Raw genomic sequence first — 20304 nt, 5'->3', positions numbered from 1 at the left:
TTTACGCTGGCCTGAAGGCCAAGGGCAAAGCGAGCAAGGTGGCGCTCGTGGCGGTCATGCGCAAAATGCTGGTGATCCTCAACGCCCGTAAGCGAGACGCCGAGGTGGCCCTCGGCTGCCCCTGACAAGACAGTTGCTACTCCAGCTGCTGGCGGGCGTAGCGGGCCAGTTCGCGGGCGCCCAACAGCAGGCCGTCGACCACATCGGGATTGAGCTGCTGGCGGGCGCCACCCTGCTCCCGCGCGATTTCGGCAGCGTGCAGCAGCTGGATCAGGGTATTCAGGCCGGCAAGCGTGCGGCTGAGACCAGCCATCGTGGCGGCCTGCGCCGGGCTGGCACCCTGCACATCCAGCCGCTGGCCGTCGGCGGCGTCGCGGCCATCCATGCGCGCCAGCAGGGCGGGCAGCAGGTCCCTGGGGTCATCCAGCAGAACTTCGACCCGCTCGGCGACGTCGGCAGGCAGCAGGTGGGCGGCATCGCCGATCAGGGCGTGCAACTGGGGGAACAGCGGGCGGGTGGACATGATGAAGCTCCTCGCAGACGGCAGGCCACCTGCAGATGCAAGGTGGCGGACGGTGCGGGTTGGCGTACCGGAGACCCAACAACTCAAAAGCGAAGGAAAAAGACTCCAGCGGATTCTGGCGAATCCCCACGCACCGTCCGCCAAAACGAGGGCAGACGATGCATTTTCCATGATGAGCTAGAGCACATCCGGAGCTTTTGATTTGTTGGTTTTTTTCAGGACGCCAATCCCGGCCAAGGCACCTGCCCCGGCCAGGTCATCAGGCCATCGCCGCGCACGGCAATCTGTAAGGAAATTCCCAAGTGCGGCGCGGGCTTGCGAATGCGTGCATTGGAACACGCGCAGGACGCGGCAGCGATCACGGTGGTGTCGTGTCGGGCCTGTGATGCAATGTCCGCGTGCAGAGGATTCAGTGTCACAAGCGACACAGGGCGTGATGCAAGGTCGGCAGGGTCCGTGCCGACCAAGGTCGGCACCCACCAAAGCAGGGCTGCTTACAACGGCTTCGGCGAGAACGTCAGGGTGGCGATCACGCCACGCTCGCCACCGGGGCGCACGCTCACCTGCCAGCCGTACAGGTCGCACAGACGGCTGACGATCGACAGGCCGATGCCGCCGCCCTGCGAATGACCGGCGTGCGTGCCGCGGTAGCCACGCTGGAACAGCTTGGCCGCGTCTTCCTCGCTCAGGCCCGGGCCGCTGTCGGTCACCGACACCGAATTGGCGCCCACGAAGACGCGTACTTCGCCATCCTGTGAGTACTTCACCGCGTTGCCGATCAGGTTGCCCAGCGCCACCGACAGCGCCGCCTCGGGTGCATCGATCACCAGGTTGCGCTCGCCTTCCAGCAGCAGCTCCAGCGGCTTGCCACCCAGCTGCGCGCGGTGCGCATCCAGCAGCTGCTCGGCCACGCGGGCCACGTTGCTGGTGCCCTGCCCGCGCTCGTTGCGCGACAGCAGCAGCAGTGCGCCGATCAGGTCGCTGCACTGCTGCTCGGCACGCTGGATACGCTGCAGGCGCTGCAGCACCTTCTCGTCCAGGCCGGGCCGGGTCAGCAGCAGCTCGGTGGCACCGCGGATCACTGCCAGCGGCGTGCGCAGTTCATGGCTGACGTCTGCATTGAACTCGCGATCGCGCTGCACCACTTCGGTCAGCCGCGAGGAATAGTCGTCCAGCGCCTGTGCCAGCTGCCCCACCTCGTCATCGGGAAAGCGCGGCGCCAAGGGCTCGGGCTCACTGGTACCGCCACGGTACGCACGCAGCCGCGCGGCCAGGTCCGACACCGGCTTCATCACCTTCGACGCCGACCACCAGCCCAGCACCAGCGACAGCACGCTGAACACCAGCACCGACAACACCAGCGCGCGGTTGAGCTGCTTGCCGCCGCGCACGCTGTCGGTCATGTCATAGGCGAGGAAGAACCAGGCGTCGTCGGCCTTGCGTACCGCAAGCTTGTAGGCATACGGCTGCCCCTGCTCGTCGGTGCCACTGAGGTTGTAATTGCCGTTCTGCAGGTCGGCCCACTGCGGCCACGACTCGCGGGCCTTGTCGAACTTGTCAGCCGAGTAGGCGTACGCCCGGATCTGCTGCACGGGCACTGCCGGATTGCGCCCCGGATGCTCGTAGAAGCGCCGCGCATACTCTTCGATGTTGTGGTTGATCACGTCTTCCACCAACTGGTTTTCCACCCGCATGCGGGCCCAGTTGGTGGCGAACGCGAACAGTGTCGTCAGGCAGAAGCCCAACAACACGAACGAGACGATGATGCGGCTGCGCAGGCGCCGCCGGTATGGCGTGCGCCGGCGCTCCCCCTTGGCTGCCACGGAATCAGGCTTCCGGGGTGGCGATGCGGTATCCGATGCCATGGCGGGTCTGGATCAGCGGCACTTCAAACGGCTTGTCGACCACCGCACGCAGGCCATGGATATGCACGCGCAGCGAATCCGAGTCGGGCAGTTCCTCGCCCCACACGCGGGTTTCCAGCTCCTGGCGGGTCACCACCGCCGGTGCCGCTTCCATCAGCGCCTGCAGGATCTTCAGCGCAGTGGGGTTGAGCTGCAGCAGCTTGCCCTGGCGGCGCACTTCCAGCGTATCCAGGTTGTATTCCAGGTCGCCGGTTTCCAGCACGCGGGTCTGCACGCCCTTGCCGCGGCGCGACAGGGCGTTCAGACGCACTTCCACTTCCTGCAGCGCGAACGGCTTGATCAGGTAGTCATCGGCACCGGAATCGAAGCCGGCCAGCTTGTTGTCCAGCGAATCGCGGGCCGTCAGCATCAGCACCGGGGTCTGCTTGCGCGCTTCATTGCGCAGCTTGCGGCAGACTTCGATGCCGTCCATGCCTGGCAGGTTGAGATCCAGCACGATCGCGTCGAACTCGTGCACCACAGCCAGATGCAGGCCGGTGACCCCGTCAGCCGCGAAGTCCACCGTATGCCCCCGGTCCTCCAGATAGTCGCCCAGGTTGGCCGCAATGTCGCTGTTGTCTTCGATTACCAGGATTCTCACTGTCACCTCTAATTGACTGTACTGCCGGCGCGCATGACCTGCCTCATGTCCTGCTGTGCCCGTTCCTTCTGCCGAGCGCGCTCGGCAACGGTCATGCACTGCGTCGTGGTCCGGTTGGAACCGATGGGCTTTTCACGTTGGCATATTAGACGACTATCTTCACGCGCCTGTGTCAAAACCGTGTTCACGACCTGCTGATCGTTGAAGACCTGGGTTTGCACCGGTTCAGGCATGGAATCGCGTGCCGGGTACTGCTCCACCGCTGCGCGCATGCGTGCCAGGGCGTCGTTGACGCGGGTGCGCTCGTCCTGCTTGAGTTCCGAATAGGTTTCGCCGTCCTTGAGCTCCACCTCGATACGCGCGATCTGCTGCTGCAGCGGCTGGCCGGGCACGAACACGTCCTTGCCCCTGGATGCCGATGCGGTACTGACCAGGGCGAGTCCTGACAACAGGACGGCCGACATCAAAGCCTGTTTCATGGCAAACAAATCCTTGTCTGTGGCGAATCCCGACTCTATTCGCACCCCCTTCACGCCAGCAAGTGCCAATGGTCGGGGCAGCGGAAGCCCTATCGCGAGCTGGCAGGGTTGAAGTTGTTGAAGGTGCGCTGGTCGTTCAACAGCGCCTTGCCCTTTTCCTCGATCCGGCGGCGTTCGGCCACTGTCAGGCAGCGGCTTTTGGGCATGTTGCTGCCGGTACTGCGCGTGTGCTGGCAGATCTGCCGGCTGTCCTCGTGGGCGCGGGTGAGCAGGGTATTGATCCGCTCCTGGTCGTTGAAGACCTCCCCCTGCACCTGCGGCGGCAGTTCCTGCACGCTCTGGTGGCCGCCCATCCGCGCGGTGATCCGGGCCAGCGCTTCGCGCACGGTGCTGCGGTCATCAGCGGAAATCTCGCTGTAATCGCCATCATCCAGGGCTTTTTCGACCTGGCGCACCTGCTCGGCCACCGGCGACTGCCGGTCCATCTGCACAACGGATTTCTCCGGCTTGGCCGCAGCAGATCCGGCCAGGCCCAGCAACAACGCGATCATCGTGATGCGGTACATCGCCAGCCTCCGATCCATCCAGGAACGATGGGGGCCACTCTACGGCCGTCACGCCACCTCCACAAGGGACAGCGGGCAGGCATAAAAAAGACCCAGGCGGTGCCCCCGCCTGGGTCTGAAGTTGTATCCCGATACCGATCCTGCTGAGAGGCAGAGCTGCGGTTCGCTGAAGCCTACGCGCGGGCCGATTAAAGGCTTGTTAAAGCCGGCCTCATCCGCCCGTGAGAATCTCAAGCCGCTGAATAATCAGGGTTTTTTAAGCCTCTCGACGTGCTCGATGATGCGCGTGGCCACGTCCACCCCGCACGCAGCCTCGATCCCTTCCAGCCCCGGCGTTGAATTGACCTCCAGCACCAGCGGGCCGCGCGCGGAGCGGATCAGGTCCACCCCGCACACCGACAGTCCCAGTGCCTTGGCCGACCGCACCGCCACCTGCTGCTCGGCACGGCTGGCCTTGGCCGCCACCGCCGTACCCCCGGCATGCAGGTTGGAGCGGAAGTCACCTTCCGGCGCCTGCCGCTGCATCGAGGCAACCACCTGGTCACCGACCACGAAGCAGCGCAGGTCTGCGCCCTTGGCCTCGCCGATGAATTCCTGCATCAGGAAATTGGCGTACAACCCGCGCAGGGCTTCGACAATGCCGCGCGAGGCGCTGGCCTTCTCGGTAAGGATCACGCCGCGCCCCTGGGTACCCTCGTTGAGCTTCACCACATGCGGCGGTGGGCCCAGCATGGACAACAGGTCGACGGTGTCGTCGGGGTTGTCGCCGAACACAGTAACCGGCATGTCGATGCCCTTGGCCGCCAGCAGCTGGTGTGCGCGCAGCTTGTCGCGCGAGCGCAGGATCGCGTCGGACGGATTCGGGGTGCGTGCACCCATCAGTTCGAACTGGCGCAGCACGGCCGTGCCATAGCGGGTGATCGAGGCACCGATGCGCGGGATGACCATGTCCACGCCGGTCATCGGCCGGCCCTTGTAATGCATCGAAAAGCCATCGGCGGCAATGCGCATGTAGCAGCGCAGCGGATCGAGGATGCGCACGGTGTGGCCGCGCGCGCGCGCCGCCTCGACCAGCCGGCGGGTGGAATACAGGGAACTGTTGCGGGACAGGATGGCGAGCTTCATCGCGGCAGGATCGGGCGGCAGGCGCGCAGCATAGCGCGGGCGTGTGGCGGGCGGATGATGCCCTGCGGCGTGGCTTGCTCAGGCGCAGGCGGCACACTGCGGGGCAGGCCAGACCGCAAGGAAACCCGATGTCGATCACCGTATTCCCGCGCTTCTCCGAAGTGGATGTACTCGGCCACGTCACCAACACCGCCCTGCCCGTCTGGTTCGAGGAAGGCCGCCAGGAGATCTTCCGGCATTTCAGCCGCGAGGCCAGCATGCGCGACCTGGCACTGATCCTGCGCCGCTACGAGATCGACTTCCTGCAGCAGATACAGGCGGGACACGAAGTGCGCATCGAGACCCGGATCGAGAGCATTGGCCGCTCCTCGCTGTCGATCGTGCAACAGGCGTTCCAGTTCGAGGCCCTGGTAGCCAGCGGGCGCTGCGTGATGGTTCATTTCGACTACACGGCCAACGCCTCGCGCGAGATCGATGCGGAGCAGCGCCAGGCGTTGTCGGGGCTGTTCACCGAGGAATATGCACAGTCGCTGCGGGAAACGAGCGCGTGCGCCGCCGAGGCCTGATCAGCGCGAGGGAAGGCGCAGCCTGAAGCGCCCATCCCGGGCGCGCAGCGCCAACCCGGTTTCCCGCCATTCCACAGGCAGCTCCAAGGCTGTGTTGCGCGCGGGGTATCGATGGACGGCATCGAACTCCCAGCGTTCCTCATAGGCTTCGCACTGCAGTGTGCCGTCATCGTCAGCATCGATCACATTGATCCAGGCCATGCTCCGGGCCTTGCCGAAGCCCCCCATCGCATGACGGGCAAAGGCTTGCCAACGACCCTGCCAGCAGACAAGCCACACGCCCTCGATGGGTCGCAGGTTCTCATCAAGCACACTGCCGGCCACCACCAGGCAGCGTCCCGACGGGCTCGCGATCACGGTCTCCAGATCACAGGCATGGCGACCACTGGAGGTCTCGTCAAGGTAAAGGGCATACGGGCAGATGCACGCGAACAGGGCCGGATGCGCAGTCACGCGCAGATCATCGGGAAGCAGCGGGACCGCGCGCAGCACCCGGGCATCAGGCAGGACGTGCCTCAGCTCCCGCGGCAATCCGGCGGCCAGCGCCGGATGTCCGTGCTCCAACCATAGGCCTCGGCAGGAATGCAGCTGGGTCACGCCGCCGGACTGGCTGCGCAGCCACGACGCCGCCCCCGCCTCCCCATCGGTCTGCAGGCGCTCGCCCAGCTGCTGCCGGAACTGGCCGGGATCAGCCGCAAGCACCTGCACCGTCTTTTGGCGCTCGTCGTAGACGATCACTGCTTCGCATCGATCAACATACCCGCTGGCCAGGCGCAGCGCGCCTCCCGGTAGGTCCTGCCATTCACCACTGGCATCACGACTGCCTCCAGTGGATACGCCTTCGACGATGGCGCCATCGCGCAGCATCTGCGTGCTGTACGCCGGTCCGCCCATGCCCAGCTCGCCCCAATCCAACAGCACATCATGTCCGGGCGGCCGTTCGGCAAAGGGCTTCATCGATCGCGAGCGCAGTCGTGAACCGCCCACGGCATTGCCGACCAGATCGATTCGCTGCAGCGCGCTCCCCAACGCAAGGCACACGGCAAGGCCGGCAATCACTCCCAGAGGCGACCACCAGGCCACACAGACGGCGACCAGGGCCAGGAACGGCAACCACTGGGTGTAGCGCCGCAGGGCGGTTCGATCAAGGGACATGCGGATGAGAGAGGCGCCCCAGCGAACTGTCCACGTCTTCAAGGCGGATCCGATCGATTGCGGCCGATGCCGGTTCAAGCATCCTGCGCTCCTGGAACTGCGCCAAATCGATTCTCTTCCTCGCTCCCGGGAAGCAGCATGACCGGAAAGAGGACGAACACCCCCAAGGGAATGAACGCGATCACGGTGTACCAGCCTGACTCGTCGATATCGTGCAATCTCCTCACGGTCAGGGCCAGCATCGGAGGCAGGAAGACGAAGACAGCGCAGACGGTCATGACCCATCCCACCTTCCACAGGCTCTCGGACGTTTCCCAATCCAATGACAGGTACCCGACCAGCCAGTAACCGCGATCCATCACGCTGTAGCTCACCGCCATCACGAACCCGGCCAGCAGCGAATACGACCAGAACTCCCGCCGGTCGGATCGTCCGGAAAAATCAAAGCATCGCCTGATGGGCACAAGTGCAGCGATCATTCACGCTCCGGGCAATGGATGTTGGGCGTCAACAGCTGACGATCTTCTAGCATTGCGAAGCCAAGCATCAACTGAACCCCGCAGCTCGACCGGGCCCGGGAGGCCACAGCAGCAGCTGCAGCAGGGCAGTTCCTGTCCTGCAGGCTCTGCGCAAGGATGCATTCGGACACGACCGATCCGGCCAAGGGATGTTTGCGAAGCGACGTCCAGCCCTGGCATTCACCGGGCATCTCGACCGGGATCCATGCGCGGAAAAGCGGGGTGCGGATATCGCGGAGCGTCTGCCTGATGCAGACCGCTGGAGACATGGAGCGGGCGATGGGAATCGAACCCACGTCAGTAGCTTGGGAAGCTACAGCTCTACCATTGAGCTACGCCCGCGTTGCGGTGGGAAGTCTATGCGCTGGGCCCCGTGTTGCGCAATGGTGCCCATCGCATCAGGCCGGGGGTCAAAGCCCTCTCGTTGCCGAGAGGGCCGACCCCGCCTGGTTTCTGCTTAGAAGGTGCCGCTGAAGTTGGCGAACAGCGTTGCGTCCTGGGCACGCTTCTGCCCGGCCGAAGCGCTCAGGCCGAAGTTGCTCTGCAGCCCGAACAGTTCGGTGCGGGCGCCCAGCACGACGGTCGCGTAGTCCTTGTCGAACTTCAGGCCCGGCACACGGTAGCTGCCCAGTTCCGGCAGGGTCTGCAGCCACGCGCTGCCCTGCTTGGTGTCTTCGAACTCATGGTCGTAGGTCAGCTGCGCGTACGGCTTGAGGGTGCCGCCATCGAAGCGGGCCTGCCAACCGATGCGACCAACGGTCGAATCAACGTTCTGGCGGTCGTAGCCCAGCGCGGTGGCCAGGGTGCCTGCCGCAGCGCTTTCGGTGTAACCATCGATCTTCACCTTCTGCCAGATCACCGAAGCGATCGGGCCGTGGCGGAAGCCGCCTTCGGTGCCGAACTCGTAACCGGCGTTCAAGGCGGCGGTCAGGTTGCTGCCGTCCGGCGAACCACCGTGTTCGCGGGTGGCCGGGCCGAGCTGGACCTTGCGGTTCACGTCATACGACAGCCAGGTGTAGCTGACCTGGCCGTTCACCCAGATGCGATCGCCGTACCAGCCGGCGAACAGACCGGCGGTGGTGTCCTTCTGGGTGAAATCGCCACGGCTGTTGCCGAAGTCGGCGTTGAGGCGGCCGAAGCCGGCGAAGCCGCCGACCACCATGCCGTCGCGCGCCCAGTCGATGCCGAACAGGCCGGCCGGCGCCAGGCCGTCGTACAGATCCGCGTGGTCGTAGCGCTGCAGGTCACCGCGGACGCCGCCCCACCAGGACAGGCCGTCGGCCGGACGACCGCCCAGGTGCATGCTGACCTGATCGGCACGCGAACGACCGATGGTCTGTGCCGAGTGGCTCAGCACCTGCTGCAGGCGCGGGGCTTCCAGCACCGAGACCGCGTATTGGCCCAGCAGCTGGTGGCCCGCCGTGGTCGGATGCACGCCATCGGCGAACAGATAGGTGTTGGCCGCATCCGGGCTGACGTAGCTGGTCGGATTGCAGGTCAGGATGCTCTGGGTCGAATTGGCCGGATCGATCTTGCAGGCGGTGCTGGTGACGTTGGTGAAGCCGTACATGGCCGGATTGGCGGCGACTTCGCCCAGCACGGTGAAGGTATCGAGCGGGATGAACTCGATGCCGGCCTGCTTCAGGCCACCATAAAGAGCCTTGTTGTAGCCGGCTGACAGCGCGGTGGCGGTGGCCGCGTTCGGGCCGCGGAAGGCCGGAGTCAGGCCGACGTTCGGCAGGTTCGGCACCAGCACGTACTGCGCACCGGCCTGCTTCAGCGCACCCACCAGAGCGATCTGGTCGGTGACGGCGGCGCCGATGATGGCCTGTGCCTGCGCCGGCGCAGCTGCGGCGGCGAACAGGTCATTGGCGCCGCCCCACACCGTGTACAGGACATTGCCGTCAGCCTTGCCGCCGTTGGCGGCCAGATAACGGGCCGCCTGCGACTTCAGCGAGGGGATAGTCCCCATTGCGCTCGGCACGTCCACGCCAACGCGGGCACCACCGACCGCGTAATTGTCACCGTTCTGGCCGTTGCCATTGGCGGCGCCATTGAGGCCATAGTAGTTGGCGACCTGCTGCGACCACACCCAGCCCGGGTTGGTGGTGAACTGGCCGGTCACCGGACGCACATCGGCCGGCAGCAGCGGGCGGAAATAGCCGGCATCGGTCAGGCTGTCGCCGAAGAACACGGCCTTGGAATACGGGGATTCGCCTGCCATGGCCGGAAGCGCGGCCAGCGCGATCGCGGCCGCCATCAGGGTGCGGATCGGGCGTTTGCTGAGCAGCATGAAAAAACTCCTGTGGGGATATCGTTGAGGACCCGGCGGACGTACGCCGGCGCACGGTGAATGGTTTCACTGCGCCGCGTTTTGCTCACGCTGCGCCGCCGCATGGATTGTCGCCCGATCGCCGGGAAACCTGCTGTGCCGGAGCTGGCGCCCCGTTCAATTTGCAAGTGTTCCGATCCCGGCGGGCTATCGGCGACAATGCACGGATGAACATCCAGCTCAATGGCGAACCCCGCGCCCTGCCCGCTTCGGCAACCCTCCACGACCTGCTCGAGGCCGAACAGTTGCTGCAGCGCCGGGTGGCGGTCGAGGTCAACGGCGAGATCGTCAGCCGCAGCCGCCACGGCGAGCACGTCCTGGCCGAAGGCGACGTGGTGGAGATCGTGCACGCGTTGGGCGGGGGCTGAGACCTCCGGGTGGTGCCGGCCGCTGGCCGGCAATCCGACGCTGTCAGGCACCCTGCATGTGCCGGCCAGCGGCCGGCACTACCCTCGCCCTCCTGCGGACAGCACCGCCTTGCGTGATCCCATCTTCAGGCGGATAGGCGATAATCGCGCCATGAACGTTCATGTCTCCCCCGATTCGCTGGTGATCGCCGGCAAGACCTATGGCTCGCGGCTGCTGACCGGCACCGGCAAGTTCAAGGATCTGGAAGAAACCCGCCTGGCCACCGAGGCCGCGGGCGCCCAGATCGTCACCGTGGCGATCCGCCGCACCAACATCGGGCAGAACCCGGGCGAGCCGAACCTGCTCGACGTGCTGCCGCCGGAGCGCTACACCATCCTGCCCAACACCGCCGGCTGCTACACCGCCGAAGACGCCGTGCGCACCTGCCGCCTGGCCCGTGAGCTGCTGGACGGCCATAACCTGACCAAGCTGGAAGTGCTGGGCGACCAGAAGTCGCTGTACCCGGACGTGGTGCAGACCCTCAAGGCTGCCGAGCAGCTGGTCAAGGACGGCTTCGAGGTGATGGTCTACACCTCTGACGATCCGATCCTGGCCAAGCGCCTGGAAGAAATCGGGTGCGCCGCAGTGATGCCGCTGGCCGCGCCGATCGGTTCGGGCCTGGGCATCCAGAACAAGTACAACCTGCTGCAGATCATCGAAGACGCCAAGGTGCCGATCATCGTCGACGCCGGCGTCGGTACCGCGTCGGATGCCGCGATTGCGATGGAGCTGGGCTGCGACGGCGTGCTGATGAACACGGCCATTGCCGGTGCGCGCCACCCGGTGCTGATGGCCAGTGCCATGCGCAAGGCGGTCGAGGCCGGCCGCGAGGCCTTCCTGGCCGGGCGCATCCCGCGCAAGCGCTACGCCAGCGCCTCCTCCCCGGTGGATGGGCTGATCGGCTGATGACCAATCCTTTCGACAGCGCCGGTTCCAAGGCTCCGCCCAAGCCCTTCACCGTAAGCGAGGGCCGCCGCGAGGTGCGCAGCTTCGTGTTGCGCCAAGGCCGCTTCACCCCCGCCCAGCAGCGCGCGTTCGACGAACGCTGGCCGCGCTTCGGCCTCGACTACACCGGCCAACCGCGTGACCTGGACGCCACCTTCGGCCGCCGGGCACACAAGGTGCTGGAAATCGGCTTCGGCAACGGTGCCGCGCTGCGCTTCGCCGCCCAGCACGACCCGTCACGCGATTACATCGGCATCGAAGTGCACGCCCCGGGCGTGGGCCGGCTGCTGAACGCGCTGGCCGACGACAATGCCGACCACGTGCGCCTGTACCACCACGACGCGGTGGAAGTGCTGCAGAACGAGATCGCCGATGGCGCGCTCGATGAAGTGCGCATCTACTTCCCGGACCCGTGGCACAAGAAGCGCCACAACAAGCGCCGCCTGCTGCAGCCGGCGTTCGCCGAACTGCTGGTGCGCAAGCTGCGCCCGGGCGGCCGCCTGCACTGTGCCACCGACTGGGAGGACTACGCCGAGCAGATGTGGGACGTGCTCGATGCCACCGCCGGCCTGGTCAACCGTGCCGGCCCGCGTGGCAGCGTGCCGCGCCCGGACTGGCGCCCGCAGACCCACTTCGAGACCCGCGGCCAGAAGCTCGGCCATGGCGTCTGGGACCTGCTGTACGACCGCACCTGACGATCGCCTGAGGACGCCGCGCCCCACATGGATACCGCGCTGACGCTGACCAACGACATGAAGCTCGTGCTCGGGCTGGTCGGCTTCACGATGGCGATGTTCCTGTTCGAGCGCATCCGCGCCGACGTGGTCGCGCTGGTGGTGCTGGTGGTGCTCGGTGTCACCGGGCTGATCGCGCCGGAGGAAATCTTCGGCGGCTTCTCCGGTAACGCGGTGATGAGCATCATCGCCACCACCATCCTCGGTGCCGGCCTGGACCGCACCGGGGCGCTGAACCGGCTGGCCGCGTGGCTGCTGCGACGCGGTCATGGCGTCGAGCAGCGGTTGCTGATGATGACCACGGCCATTGCCGGCCTGAACTCGTCCTTCATGCAGAACCCGTCGGTGATGGCGCTGTACCTGCCGGTGGCTTCGCGACTGGCAGCGCGCACCGGCCTGACCCTGCAGCGCCTGCTGCTGCCGATTTCGGCGGCGATCGTGATGGGCGGTGCGCTGACCATGGTCGGCAATTCACCGCTGATCCTGCTGAACGACCTGCTGGCCTCGGCCAACAACAACCTGCCCTCGGGCCTGGCCACCATCGAGCCGCTGCGCATGTTCGCGCCGCTGCCGATCGGCGTGGCGCTGCTGATTGCGTCACTGCTGTACTTCCGCTACTACGGCGACCGCAAGCTGATCGAGGAAGAGAACCTGGTCAACGACGGGGTCACCCCGGCGCGCACCGAGAGCTACTTTGCCAAGACCTATGGCATCGAAGGCGATGTGTTCGAGCTGGTGGTCAGTGCCGAAAGCCCGCTGGTGGGCATGACCCTGGGCGAGGCCGAGAACCTGCACGATGCCCCGCTGCTGCTGGCCCTGAAGACCGGCAACGACACCCGCCTGGCGCCGCCGGCGGAGATGCGCATCTGGGTGGGCAGCGTGCTCGGCGCAATGGGTCCGCGCGAGCAGATCAACGACTTCGCGCAGAACCAGTTCCTGCGCATGTCTTCGCGCCTGAAGCACCTGGGTGACCTGTTCAACCCGAGCCGCGCCGGTATTTCCGAGGCGGTGGTACCGCCGACCTCGAACGTGATCGGCAAGAGCGCGGCCGACCTGCGCCTGCGCAAGGAGCGCGGCATCAGCCTGCTGGCGATCAACCGCGACAAGCAGGTGATCCGCGAGGACGTGCGCGACGTGCAGTTGCGCGCCGGCGACATGCTGGTCTTCCACAGCATCTGGACCGACCTGGCACAGGCGGCCAAGAGCCGCGACTTCGTGGTGGTGACCGACTACCCGACCGGCGAACAACGCCCGCACAAGTTCAAGATCGCCATGGCGATCTTCGCGTTGACCATCCTGATCGCGCTGACCAGCAAGCTGCCGGTGGCGCTGACGCTGATGACCGGCGTGGCCGGCATGCTGCTGACCGGCGTGCTGCGCATGGACGAGGCCTATGCCTCGATCAACTGGAAGACGGTGTTCATGATGGCCGGGCTGATTCCGCTCGGCTGGGCGATGGACTCCAGTGGTGCGGCGGCATGGGTGGCCGGCCACACCATCGACAAGCTGCCCACCGGCATCCCGGTGTGGGTGCTGGAGGTGGCGCTGGCGCTGCTGACCACGGCGTTCTCGCTGGTGATCAGCCATGTGGGCGCGACCATCGTGATGGTGCCGATCGCGGTGAACCTGGCACTGGCGGCGGGCGGCAACCCGACCGCGTTCGCGCTGATTGTGGCGCTGTCGGCGTCCAACAATCTGATGACGGCCTCCAACCCGGTGATCTCGATGATCACCGGCCCGGCCAACTACACCCCGCGCGAGATGTGGCGGGTCGGCGGACCGCTGTCGCTGATCTACACCTGCGTGGTGGTGTTGATGATCAACCTGATGTTCTGAGGGTTGGGGTTTGTTGGCAGGGCTGGGCCCTGCACCCCGGTAGTGCCGGCCGCTGGCCGGCAACATCAACGGCAAAAGCGTGCATTCCGTGGGATGGCGGGGTGGGTCCGGTTGCGGGGGACGCCGTAAACCCGTCCGTGGGGGCTTGGCCGCGGCATCCATGCCGCGGACACCCCCGCAACCGGACCCACCCCGCCTTCGACAGTTTCACGAGGCTGGTGGTGGGTGCCGACCGTTGGTCGGCACCGATCTCGCTCTGGTAGCTGTCGACTTGGTCGACACCGTAGATCCACGCCATGCGTGGATGAATCTCTGGATACCCATTGATGTGGATACCCATTGAGCCTGTGGGTGCGAACCTTGGTTCGCACACCGGTTGCCTCAAGCCAGGTAAACCTGCCCGTCGCGCACGTCCACCGGCACCGCGCGCAGGCGGTCGCCCTTGCAGGGGCCGGCGATGCAGTCGCCGCTGTCCAGCGCGAACGAGGCTCCATGCGCGGCGCAGACCAGGTGGCCTTCACGGCTCTTCAGGAACTGGCCGGGCGCCCAGTCCAGCCGGCGGCCGGCGTGCGGGCAGATGTTCAGGAACGCACGCACCTGCGCACCGTCGCGGTACAGCACCAGCGATTCGGCATCGCCATCAACCACCGCTTCGACCTCGGCAAACGCGCCATCGGCAATGGCATCAAGGGCGATCAGGGCGGCAGAGGCAGTCATGGCGAAGACTCGGACAGTAAACCCGCATTGTCGCACGCCCACTCAGGTGACTGGCTGCGACATGAACACAAGTCATTGATCCGTAATAAGCACAGGCTATATTTAACGAGTTTTTCACTCAATGACAGTGGCGCGTCCCGATACTCTGGTTTCGCTGATCCCAGCCTATCGAGCCGCCATGTTCAATCGCGCATCCGCCTTCAACCAGTTCCGCACCCTGTTCGCGCCGCGCAAGCCGCGCCATCCGCTGGTGCGCGTTGCCGTGGGCCTGCTTGGCCTGGCGATCCTGGCCGCGATGGTGTTCATCGGCGTGTTCGTCGGTGCGGCGATGATCCTGGTGGGCCTGGCGTGGAAGCTGCTGGCCTCGCGCAAGCCGGGTGTTGCCCGTCCGGTCGACCCGACCGTGGTCGAAGGCGAGTACCGCGTGGTACGCAAGCCGGTGTTGCCGGCCTCGCGCTGATCCACCTCCTGCGCGCCCGCTGACGGCGGGCGCCATGCGTTCTAGACTGCGGGCATGCCCTTCCTGGATGCCCGCATGTCCGATGTCTCCGATGTGATCCCTGCCATAGCCCTGCCGCGTGTACCGGTGGTGGGCGGTGGCAGTTTCCCCGTGCACCGCATCTACTGCGTCGGCCGCAACTTCGCCGACCACGCCCGCGAGATGGGCGCGGCGGTGCCGGCAGCCGATGACCGCGGCCGCCCGATGTTCTTCAGCAAGCCGGCCGATGCGATCGTGGTCGGCCACGACGATGCCATCCCCTACCCGCCGGCGACCGCCAACCTGCACCACGAAGTGGAGCTGGTGGTGGCGATCGGCCGTGATGCGCCCGCAGGCGAACTGGCCGTGGCCGATGCCGAAGCACTGGTCTACGGCTACGCCGTCGGCCTGGACCTGACCCGCCGCGACCTGCAGGCTGCGGCCAAGGACAAGGGCCACCCGTGGGATGCCGCAAAGGGCTTCGATGCCTCCGCGCCGATCAGCGAAATCGTCCACGCCGAAGAGGTCGGCGACCTGGCCGCGCTCAACCTGTCGCTGGAGGTCAACGGCGAGGTGCGCCAGCAGGCGCTGCTGGACCAGATGATCTGGAACGTGCCGGAGATCCTGCACGAGCTGTCCAAGCTGTGGCAGCTGCGTGCCGGCGACCTGGTGTTCATGGGCACCCCGTCCGGCGTGGCTGCACTGAAGCCCGGCGACCGCTTCAGCGCGCGCCTGGAAAATGTGGCCGAGCGCCACGGCGTGATCGCCGGCTGACATTACCTGCGCTACCCTGCGCGCTGTCCACTTCCCCACCGGAGAAAAACAACAATGGGAATGCTCACCGAGTTCAAGGAATTCGCGATGCGCGGCAACGTCATCGACCTCGCCGTCGGCGTGGTGATCGGCGCGGCCTTCGGCAAGATCGTGACGGCGCTGGTCGAGAAGATCATCATGCCGCCGCTGGGCTACCTGATCGGCCGCGTGGACTTCTCCAGCCTGGCCTGGACCCTGTCGCCGGCCCACCTGGGTCCGGATGGCAAGGAGATTCCGGCCGTGGTGGTTGGCTACGGCGACTTCATCAATACCATCATCCAGTTCGTGATCGTGGCCTTCGCCATCTTCATCGTGGTCAAGGCGATCAACCGCCTCTCGCGCAAGCAGGAGGCTGCACCGGCCGCACCGGCCGAGGAAGTGGTGCTGCTGCGCGAGATCCGCGACAGCCTGAAGAAATAAGGCGGCAGAACGGTAGTGCCGGCCGCTGGCCGGCAACATCGGAACATGCGGAAGCCGGCCAGCGGCCGGCACTACCGCAGCTGCGCGAAAGCCCCGCTCCGGCGGGGCTTTCGCTTTGCCGGACATGGCGGAAAACAGTGTTCGCGCCAGCCATGACCTCCCGCCCATGCGCCGGGCTGAACGACTGTTAAGCTCCAAGGCTTAGGTCCCTTCCCGGAGTTGTCCATGCGTCGCCGCGTCCTTGCCATCGCATCCTCCCTCGCCCTGCTGGCCGCCCCGGCCTTCGCGGCGCCGCATACCACCACCCTGCCCCCGGCGTCGCTGGCCACCGCCGCGCAGCTGCGCGACCAGGCGCTGGCCGATGACACCGGCTGGAAGGTGGTCGAATCGCTCACCACCGAAATCGGCCCGCGCATCGCCGGCAGCGAGGCCGACGCCCGCGCCGTGGCCTGGGCCGAAGCCAAGTTCAAGGCACTGGGCTTCGACAAGGTGTGGAAGGAACCGGTGACCTTTCCGAAGTGGGAGCGCCGCAGCGAACACGCCGCCGTAACCGGCAGGAACCCGCAGCCGCTGCAGATCACGGCACTGGGCGGCAGCCCGGGCGGCACCGTGGAAGCCGAAGTGGTCCGCTTTGCCGACTTGGCCGCACTGCAAGCCGCACCGGCCGGTTCGCTGAAGGGCAAGATCGCCTTCGTCGATTACCAGATGCTGCCGTTCCGCGATGGCCGCGACTATGGCCGTGGCGGCGCGATCCGCAGCAAGGGCCCGTCCGAAGCGATCCGCAAGGGCGCGGTCGGCTTCCTGATGCGCTCGGCCGGTACCGACTCGCACCGCGTGCCGCACACCGGTATCACCCGTTTCGATGACGGCCTGACCCCGGTGCCATCGGCGGCGCTGTCGGTGCCCGATGCCGACCAGCTGGCGCGCCTGCTGGCCCGTGGCAGCACCACGGTGAAGGTGGCACTGGACTGTGGCTGGGATGGTACGGCGACCTCGTACAACGTGATCGGCGAGATCACCGGCCGCAGCCTGCCGAAGGAAGTGGTGGTGATCGGTGGTCACCTGGATTCGTGGGACCTGGGCACCGGCGCGGTCGATGACGGCGCGGGCGTGGGCATCACCATGGCCGCCGGCCACCTGATCGGCCAGCTCAAGCAGGCACCGAAGCGCACCATCCGCGTGATCGCCTTCGCCAACGAGGAACAGGGCCTCTACGGCGGCAAGGCCTATGCCGAGGCACACGCCAAGGACGTGGCCCTGCACCAGCTGGCCGCCGAGAGCGACTTCGGCGCAGGCCGCATCTACGCCTTCAATACCGGTTCACCGAATCCGGAAGGCTCACGTGAAGCGACGAAGCAGATTGCCGAAGTAATGAAGCCGCTGGGCATCGAGTACCAGGCCGACAAGGGTGGCCCGGGCCCGGACGTCGGCCCGCTGGCCGCCAAGGGCGGTGCGTGGGCGTGGCTGGCGCAGGACGGCTCGGACTACTTCCACCTGCACCACACCGCCGACGACACCCTGGACAAGATCGACCCGAAGGCGCTGGCGCAGAACGTGGCCGCGTATACGGTGTTCGCGTACCTGGCGGCGGAAGCCGATGGTAGTTTCGGCAGCGAAGCCAAGGCGACCACGCCTCCGAACGAGTGATGCGGTAGTGCCGGGCCATGCCCGGCGAGCGCAACGGCAGGAGCGGTGCGAACCAAGGTTCGCACCCACCAAGGCGGGTCCTGAATCAGGAACCCGGCAGGGTCAGAGCCCTCGCCTTCGGCGAGGGATCCGACCCCGATCATGCGACCCCGGATACGGGATCACCCGCGGCGACTTGCCCACTGCGCCAGCAGCACGGCCGTGGCCGAGGCCACGTTCAGGCTCTCCACCGCGCCGCTGCCGGGAATCGAGACCCGCATGTCGCATTCGCTGGCCAGGCCGCGGTCCATGCCCTCGCCTTCAGCGCCCATCACGTACACAAGGCGCGACGGCAGCGACGCGCGGAACACGTCGTCACCGCCCTCGACCAGGGTTGCGGCCAGGCCGAAACCGGCACTGCGCAGCTGCGCCATCGCCTCTGCAGTCTCCGGCAGCTGCACCAGCGGCACCGACTCCGCCCCGCCTTCGGCCACGCGTGCGGCAGCACCGGACAGCGCCAGCGTGCTGCCGGCCGGCAGCAGCAGCGCCTTGACGCCGAAATGCGCGGCCGAGCGCAGGATCGCGCCGAAGTTGTGCGGGTTGCCGACACCATCCAGCCACAACGCCAGCACCGGGCCCTGCTCCAGATCGGCCAGCCACTGCGCCAGCGGCACGACCGGCGCACGCAGCACGTCGGCCACCAGGCCTTCGTGATGGGTCGTGGCAGCCAGCTTGTTGAGATCGCCTTCCTCCACCACGCGATAGCCCACGCGGTTGGCCACGCACCACTTCAGCACCGGCTGCATGCGCGGAATCAGCGCGTCCACCAGGTACAGCTTGCGCAGCGCCTGCGGGCGATTGGCGAACAGGGCCTGTACGGCGTTCCAGCCATACAGGCGCAGTTCGTCGTTGCCGCGCCCCGGCGGTGGCGGGGTGCCGCCCTCACGCGGTGGCAGCGGAGTGGCCCGCGGCGGTCGCGACGACGGGCGGCGGGCATTCTTCCAGGGATCATTCACTACGGGACAACTCCAGCTTGCGTTGACGCCAGAAATCGGCGTTCTTGATGCCCAGGGCATCGGGGTCGAAGATTGGATCGAGGCCGAGCTTCTTCTGTCGTTCGTAATCACGCAGGGCGAGCATGGCCGGCTTCTGGATGATGAGGATGGCAATGATGTTCAGCCAGGCCATCAGGCCGACGCCGATGTCACCCAGCGCCCAGGCCAAGGTCGCATTATGGAACGCGCCGAACACCACCATGCCGATGATGCCCAGGCGCAGCACCAGCACGGTCAGCGGGCGCTTCCTGTTGTGGTTCACATAGCTGAGGTTGGTCTCGGCCATGTAGTAGTACGCCATGATGGTGGTGAAGGCGAAGAAGAAGATGGCGATGGACACGAACGCCGAACCCCAGCCCGGCAGCACGGCTTCCACACCGGCCTGGGCATAGCCCGCGCCTTCCGGAATGCCGGCCAGGCCCTGGAAGATCGGCGCGGCGCCGGCACCTGCGGGCGAGTACACGTTGTAGGTGCCGCTGGCCAGGATCAGGAAGGCGGTGGCGGTGCACACCATCATGGTGTCGAAGTAGATGGCGAAGGCCTGCACGTAGCCCTGCTTGGCCGGGTGCGAGACTTCCGAGGCGGCCGCTGCATGCGGGCCCGAACCCTGGCCGGCTTCGTTGGCGTAGATGCCGCGCTTGATGCCCCACTCCACTGCCAGGCCCATCATCGCGCCGAACGCGGCGTGGGTGCCGAAGGCGCTGCTGAAGATGATGTTGAACATCTCCGGCACGCGGTCGTAGTTGATGATCATGATGATGATGGCCATCAGGATGAAGCCGGCGGCCATGAACGGCACCACCACTTCGGCGAAGTTGGCGATGCGCTTGACGCCGCCGAAGATCACCACGCCCAGCAGCAGCGCGACCACGATGCCGATGCCCAGCTTCAGCGCCTGCACCGATTCCATGCCGAAGGCCTGGCCATCGAGCGGCCCGCACAGCGCGGTGCCGCGGCAGGCGTTGATGATGCTGTCGGCGATCGCGTTGGCCTGCACGCCCGGCATCAGGAAGCCGGCGGCGATGATCGTGGCGATGGCGAAGGCCAGCGCGTACCACTTCAGGCCCATGGCCTTTTCGATGTAGTAGGCCGGGCCACCGCGGTAGCGGCCTTCGGCGTCCTTGGTCTTGTAGATCTGCGCCAGGGTGCATTCCACGTACGAGGTGGACGCGCCGAGGAAGCCCATCACCCACATCCAGAAGATCGCACCGGGGCCGCCGAAGGCGATGGCGGTGGCCACGCCGGCGATGTTGCCGATGCCCATGCGGCCGGCCATCGACATGGCCAGGGCCTGGAACGAGGACACGCCGGCGTCGGATTTCTCACCCTTGACGGTGAGGCGGCACATCTCGAGGAAGCCGCGGATCTGCATGAAGCGCGTGCGCAGGCTGAAGAACAGGCCGGCGGCCAGGCACATGAAGATCAGCGCCTTGCTCCAGATGATGCTGTTGATGAAATGTACGGTAGCTTCCACGCGCGCTCTCTCCAGTCGGCGGGTTGTAA

General features: G+C 66.3%; 21 protein-coding genes, 1 tRNA gene and 1 pseudogene. 10 read left to right on the top strand and 13 right to left on the bottom strand.

Annotated elements, in window-relative coordinates; all coding sequences use genetic code 11:
- Positions 1-125 (top strand): annotated as a pseudogene (locus AC5P9F_RS06110) (IS110 family transposase); the annotation flags it as partial.
- Positions 126-136: 11 nt separating this feature from the next.
- Here AC5P9F_RS06110 and AC5P9F_RS06105 read toward each other — a convergent pair.
- The 6 genes from AC5P9F_RS06105 to rimK all read right to left on the bottom strand — a co-directional run bounded on the left by AC5P9F_RS06105 (position 137) and on the right by rimK (position 5198).
- Positions 137-523 (bottom strand): hypothetical protein, encoded by a 387-nt coding sequence (locus AC5P9F_RS06105; RefSeq protein WP_005410802.1) that lies wholly within the window; start codon positions 521-523, stop codon positions 137-139.
- A gap of 494 nt (positions 524-1017) precedes the next feature.
- A complete protein-coding gene (locus AC5P9F_RS06100) occupies positions 1018-2346 on the bottom strand; it encodes a sensor histidine kinase (RefSeq protein ID WP_005410803.1) in 1329 nt (442 codons plus the stop codon).
- Positions 2347-2350: 4 nt separating this feature from the next.
- Positions 2351-3028 (bottom strand): response regulator transcription factor, encoded by a 678-nt coding sequence (locus AC5P9F_RS06095; protein WP_005410804.1) that lies wholly within the window; start codon positions 3026-3028, stop codon positions 2351-2353.
- An 8-nt stretch (positions 3029-3036) separates the two neighbouring features.
- Positions 3037-3507, bottom strand: a complete 471-nt coding sequence (locus AC5P9F_RS06090; protein WP_005410805.1) for a hypothetical protein — start codon at positions 3505-3507, stop codon at positions 3037-3039.
- An 89-nt stretch (positions 3508-3596) separates the two neighbouring features.
- A complete protein-coding gene (locus AC5P9F_RS06085) occupies positions 3597-4073 on the bottom strand; it encodes a hypothetical protein (RefSeq protein ID WP_005410806.1) in 477 nt (158 codons plus the stop codon).
- A 246-nt stretch (positions 4074-4319) separates the two neighbouring features.
- Positions 4320-5198 (bottom strand): 30S ribosomal protein S6--L-glutamate ligase, encoded by an 879-nt coding sequence (rimK, locus tag AC5P9F_RS06080; protein ID WP_062605774.1) that lies wholly within the window; start codon positions 5196-5198, stop codon positions 4320-4322.
- Positions 5199-5326: 128 nt separating this feature from the next.
- Between rimK and AC5P9F_RS06075 the strand changes: the two genes are divergently transcribed.
- The gene (locus AC5P9F_RS06075; protein WP_197584507.1) at positions 5327-5764 is read left to right on the top strand and encodes an acyl-CoA thioesterase; all 438 of its coding nucleotides are present in this window, start codon (positions 5327-5329) and stop codon (positions 5762-5764) included.
- Here AC5P9F_RS06075 and AC5P9F_RS06070 read toward each other — a convergent pair whose 3' ends face one another.
- From AC5P9F_RS06070 to AC5P9F_RS06055, 4 genes are all read right to left on the bottom strand, one after another.
- Entirely contained in the window at positions 5765-6919 is a 1155-nt protein-coding gene (locus tag AC5P9F_RS06070) for a hypothetical protein (protein WP_308680639.1), read from the bottom strand.
- Positions 6920-6993: 74 nt separating this feature from the next.
- Positions 6994-7398: a DUF805 domain-containing protein gene (locus tag AC5P9F_RS06065; RefSeq protein WP_043034313.1), complete on the bottom strand. Its 405-nt coding sequence runs from the start codon at positions 7396-7398 to the stop codon at positions 6994-6996.
- Between the two features lie 307 nt (positions 7399-7705).
- Positions 7706-7779 (bottom strand) — tRNA-Gly (locus tag AC5P9F_RS06060).
- Between the two features lie 115 nt (positions 7780-7894).
- On the bottom strand, positions 7895-9730 hold the full coding sequence (locus AC5P9F_RS06055; RefSeq protein ID WP_012481110.1) for an autotransporter domain-containing esterase: 1836 nt from the start codon (positions 9728-9730) through the stop codon (positions 7895-7897).
- Positions 9731-9936: 206 nt separating this feature from the next.
- Between AC5P9F_RS06055 and thiS the strand changes: the two genes are divergently transcribed.
- From thiS to AC5P9F_RS06035, 4 genes are all read left to right on the top strand, one after another.
- A complete protein-coding gene (gene thiS / locus AC5P9F_RS06050; protein ID WP_005410812.1) occupies positions 9937-10137 on the top strand; it encodes a sulfur carrier protein ThiS in 201 nt (66 codons plus the stop codon).
- A gap of 151 nt (positions 10138-10288) precedes the next feature.
- Positions 10289-11083 carry a thiazole synthase gene (locus AC5P9F_RS06045; protein ID WP_005410813.1) on the top strand — a complete coding sequence of 265 codons (795 nt, stop codon included), beginning with the start codon at positions 10289-10291 and terminating at the stop codon, positions 11081-11083.
- Positions 11083-11817, top strand: coding sequence for a tRNA (guanosine(46)-N7)-methyltransferase TrmB (gene trmB / locus AC5P9F_RS06040; protein WP_164173539.1), 735 nt, complete (start codon positions 11083-11085; stop codon positions 11815-11817). Before AC5P9F_RS06045 ends, trmB begins: the two co-directional genes overlap by 1 nt.
- 27 nt (positions 11818-11844) lie before the next feature.
- Positions 11845-13692 (top strand): SLC13 family permease, encoded by a 1848-nt coding sequence (locus AC5P9F_RS06035; RefSeq protein WP_099561921.1) that lies wholly within the window; start codon positions 11845-11847, stop codon positions 13690-13692.
- Between the two features lie 381 nt (positions 13693-14073).
- Here AC5P9F_RS06035 and AC5P9F_RS06030 read toward each other — a convergent pair whose 3' ends face one another.
- Complete coding sequence (locus AC5P9F_RS06030) at positions 14074-14409, bottom strand: Rieske (2Fe-2S) protein (protein ID WP_099524702.1); 336 nt, start codon at positions 14407-14409, stop codon at positions 14074-14076.
- Positions 14410-14587: 178 nt separating this feature from the next.
- Between AC5P9F_RS06030 and AC5P9F_RS06025 the strand changes: the two genes are divergently transcribed.
- The 4 genes from AC5P9F_RS06025 (at position 14588) to AC5P9F_RS06010 (ending at position 17767) form a co-directional block, all read left to right on the top strand.
- Positions 14588-14869 (top strand): hypothetical protein, encoded by a 282-nt coding sequence (locus tag AC5P9F_RS06025; protein WP_005410817.1) that lies wholly within the window; start codon positions 14588-14590, stop codon positions 14867-14869.
- Positions 14870-14944: 75 nt separating this feature from the next.
- Positions 14945-15661, top strand: a complete 717-nt coding sequence (locus AC5P9F_RS06020; protein ID WP_087802752.1) for a fumarylacetoacetate hydrolase family protein — start codon at positions 14945-14947, stop codon at positions 15659-15661.
- A gap of 54 nt (positions 15662-15715) precedes the next feature.
- Positions 15716-16120 carry a large-conductance mechanosensitive channel protein MscL gene (gene mscL, locus AC5P9F_RS06015; protein WP_014038282.1) on the top strand — a complete coding sequence of 135 codons (405 nt, stop codon included), beginning with the start codon at positions 15716-15718 and terminating at the stop codon, positions 16118-16120.
- Between the two features lie 225 nt (positions 16121-16345).
- A complete protein-coding gene (locus AC5P9F_RS06010) occupies positions 16346-17767 on the top strand; it encodes a M28 family peptidase (RefSeq protein ID WP_012481115.1) in 1422 nt (473 codons plus the stop codon).
- Positions 17768-17928: 161 nt separating this feature from the next.
- Here AC5P9F_RS06010 and AC5P9F_RS06005 read toward each other — a convergent pair whose 3' ends face one another.
- Both AC5P9F_RS06005 and AC5P9F_RS06000 read right to left on the bottom strand, forming a co-directional pair.
- Positions 17929-18762 carry a TrmH family RNA methyltransferase gene (locus tag AC5P9F_RS06005; RefSeq protein WP_099524700.1) on the bottom strand — a complete coding sequence of 278 codons (834 nt, stop codon included), beginning with the start codon at positions 18760-18762 and terminating at the stop codon, positions 17929-17931.
- Positions 18755-20275: an alanine/glycine:cation symporter family protein gene (locus AC5P9F_RS06000; protein WP_099524698.1), complete on the bottom strand. Its 1521-nt coding sequence runs from the start codon at positions 20273-20275 to the stop codon at positions 18755-18757. Before AC5P9F_RS06000 ends, AC5P9F_RS06005 begins: the two co-directional genes overlap by 8 nt.
- Between the last annotated feature and the right edge of the window lie 29 nt (positions 20276-20304).

This window comes from Stenotrophomonas sp. YJH_SMC_4, from assembly GCF_059371575.1.
Note: the sequence above shows the minus strand (reverse complement) of the source record. Positions and strands in the feature narration are given on the sequence as shown.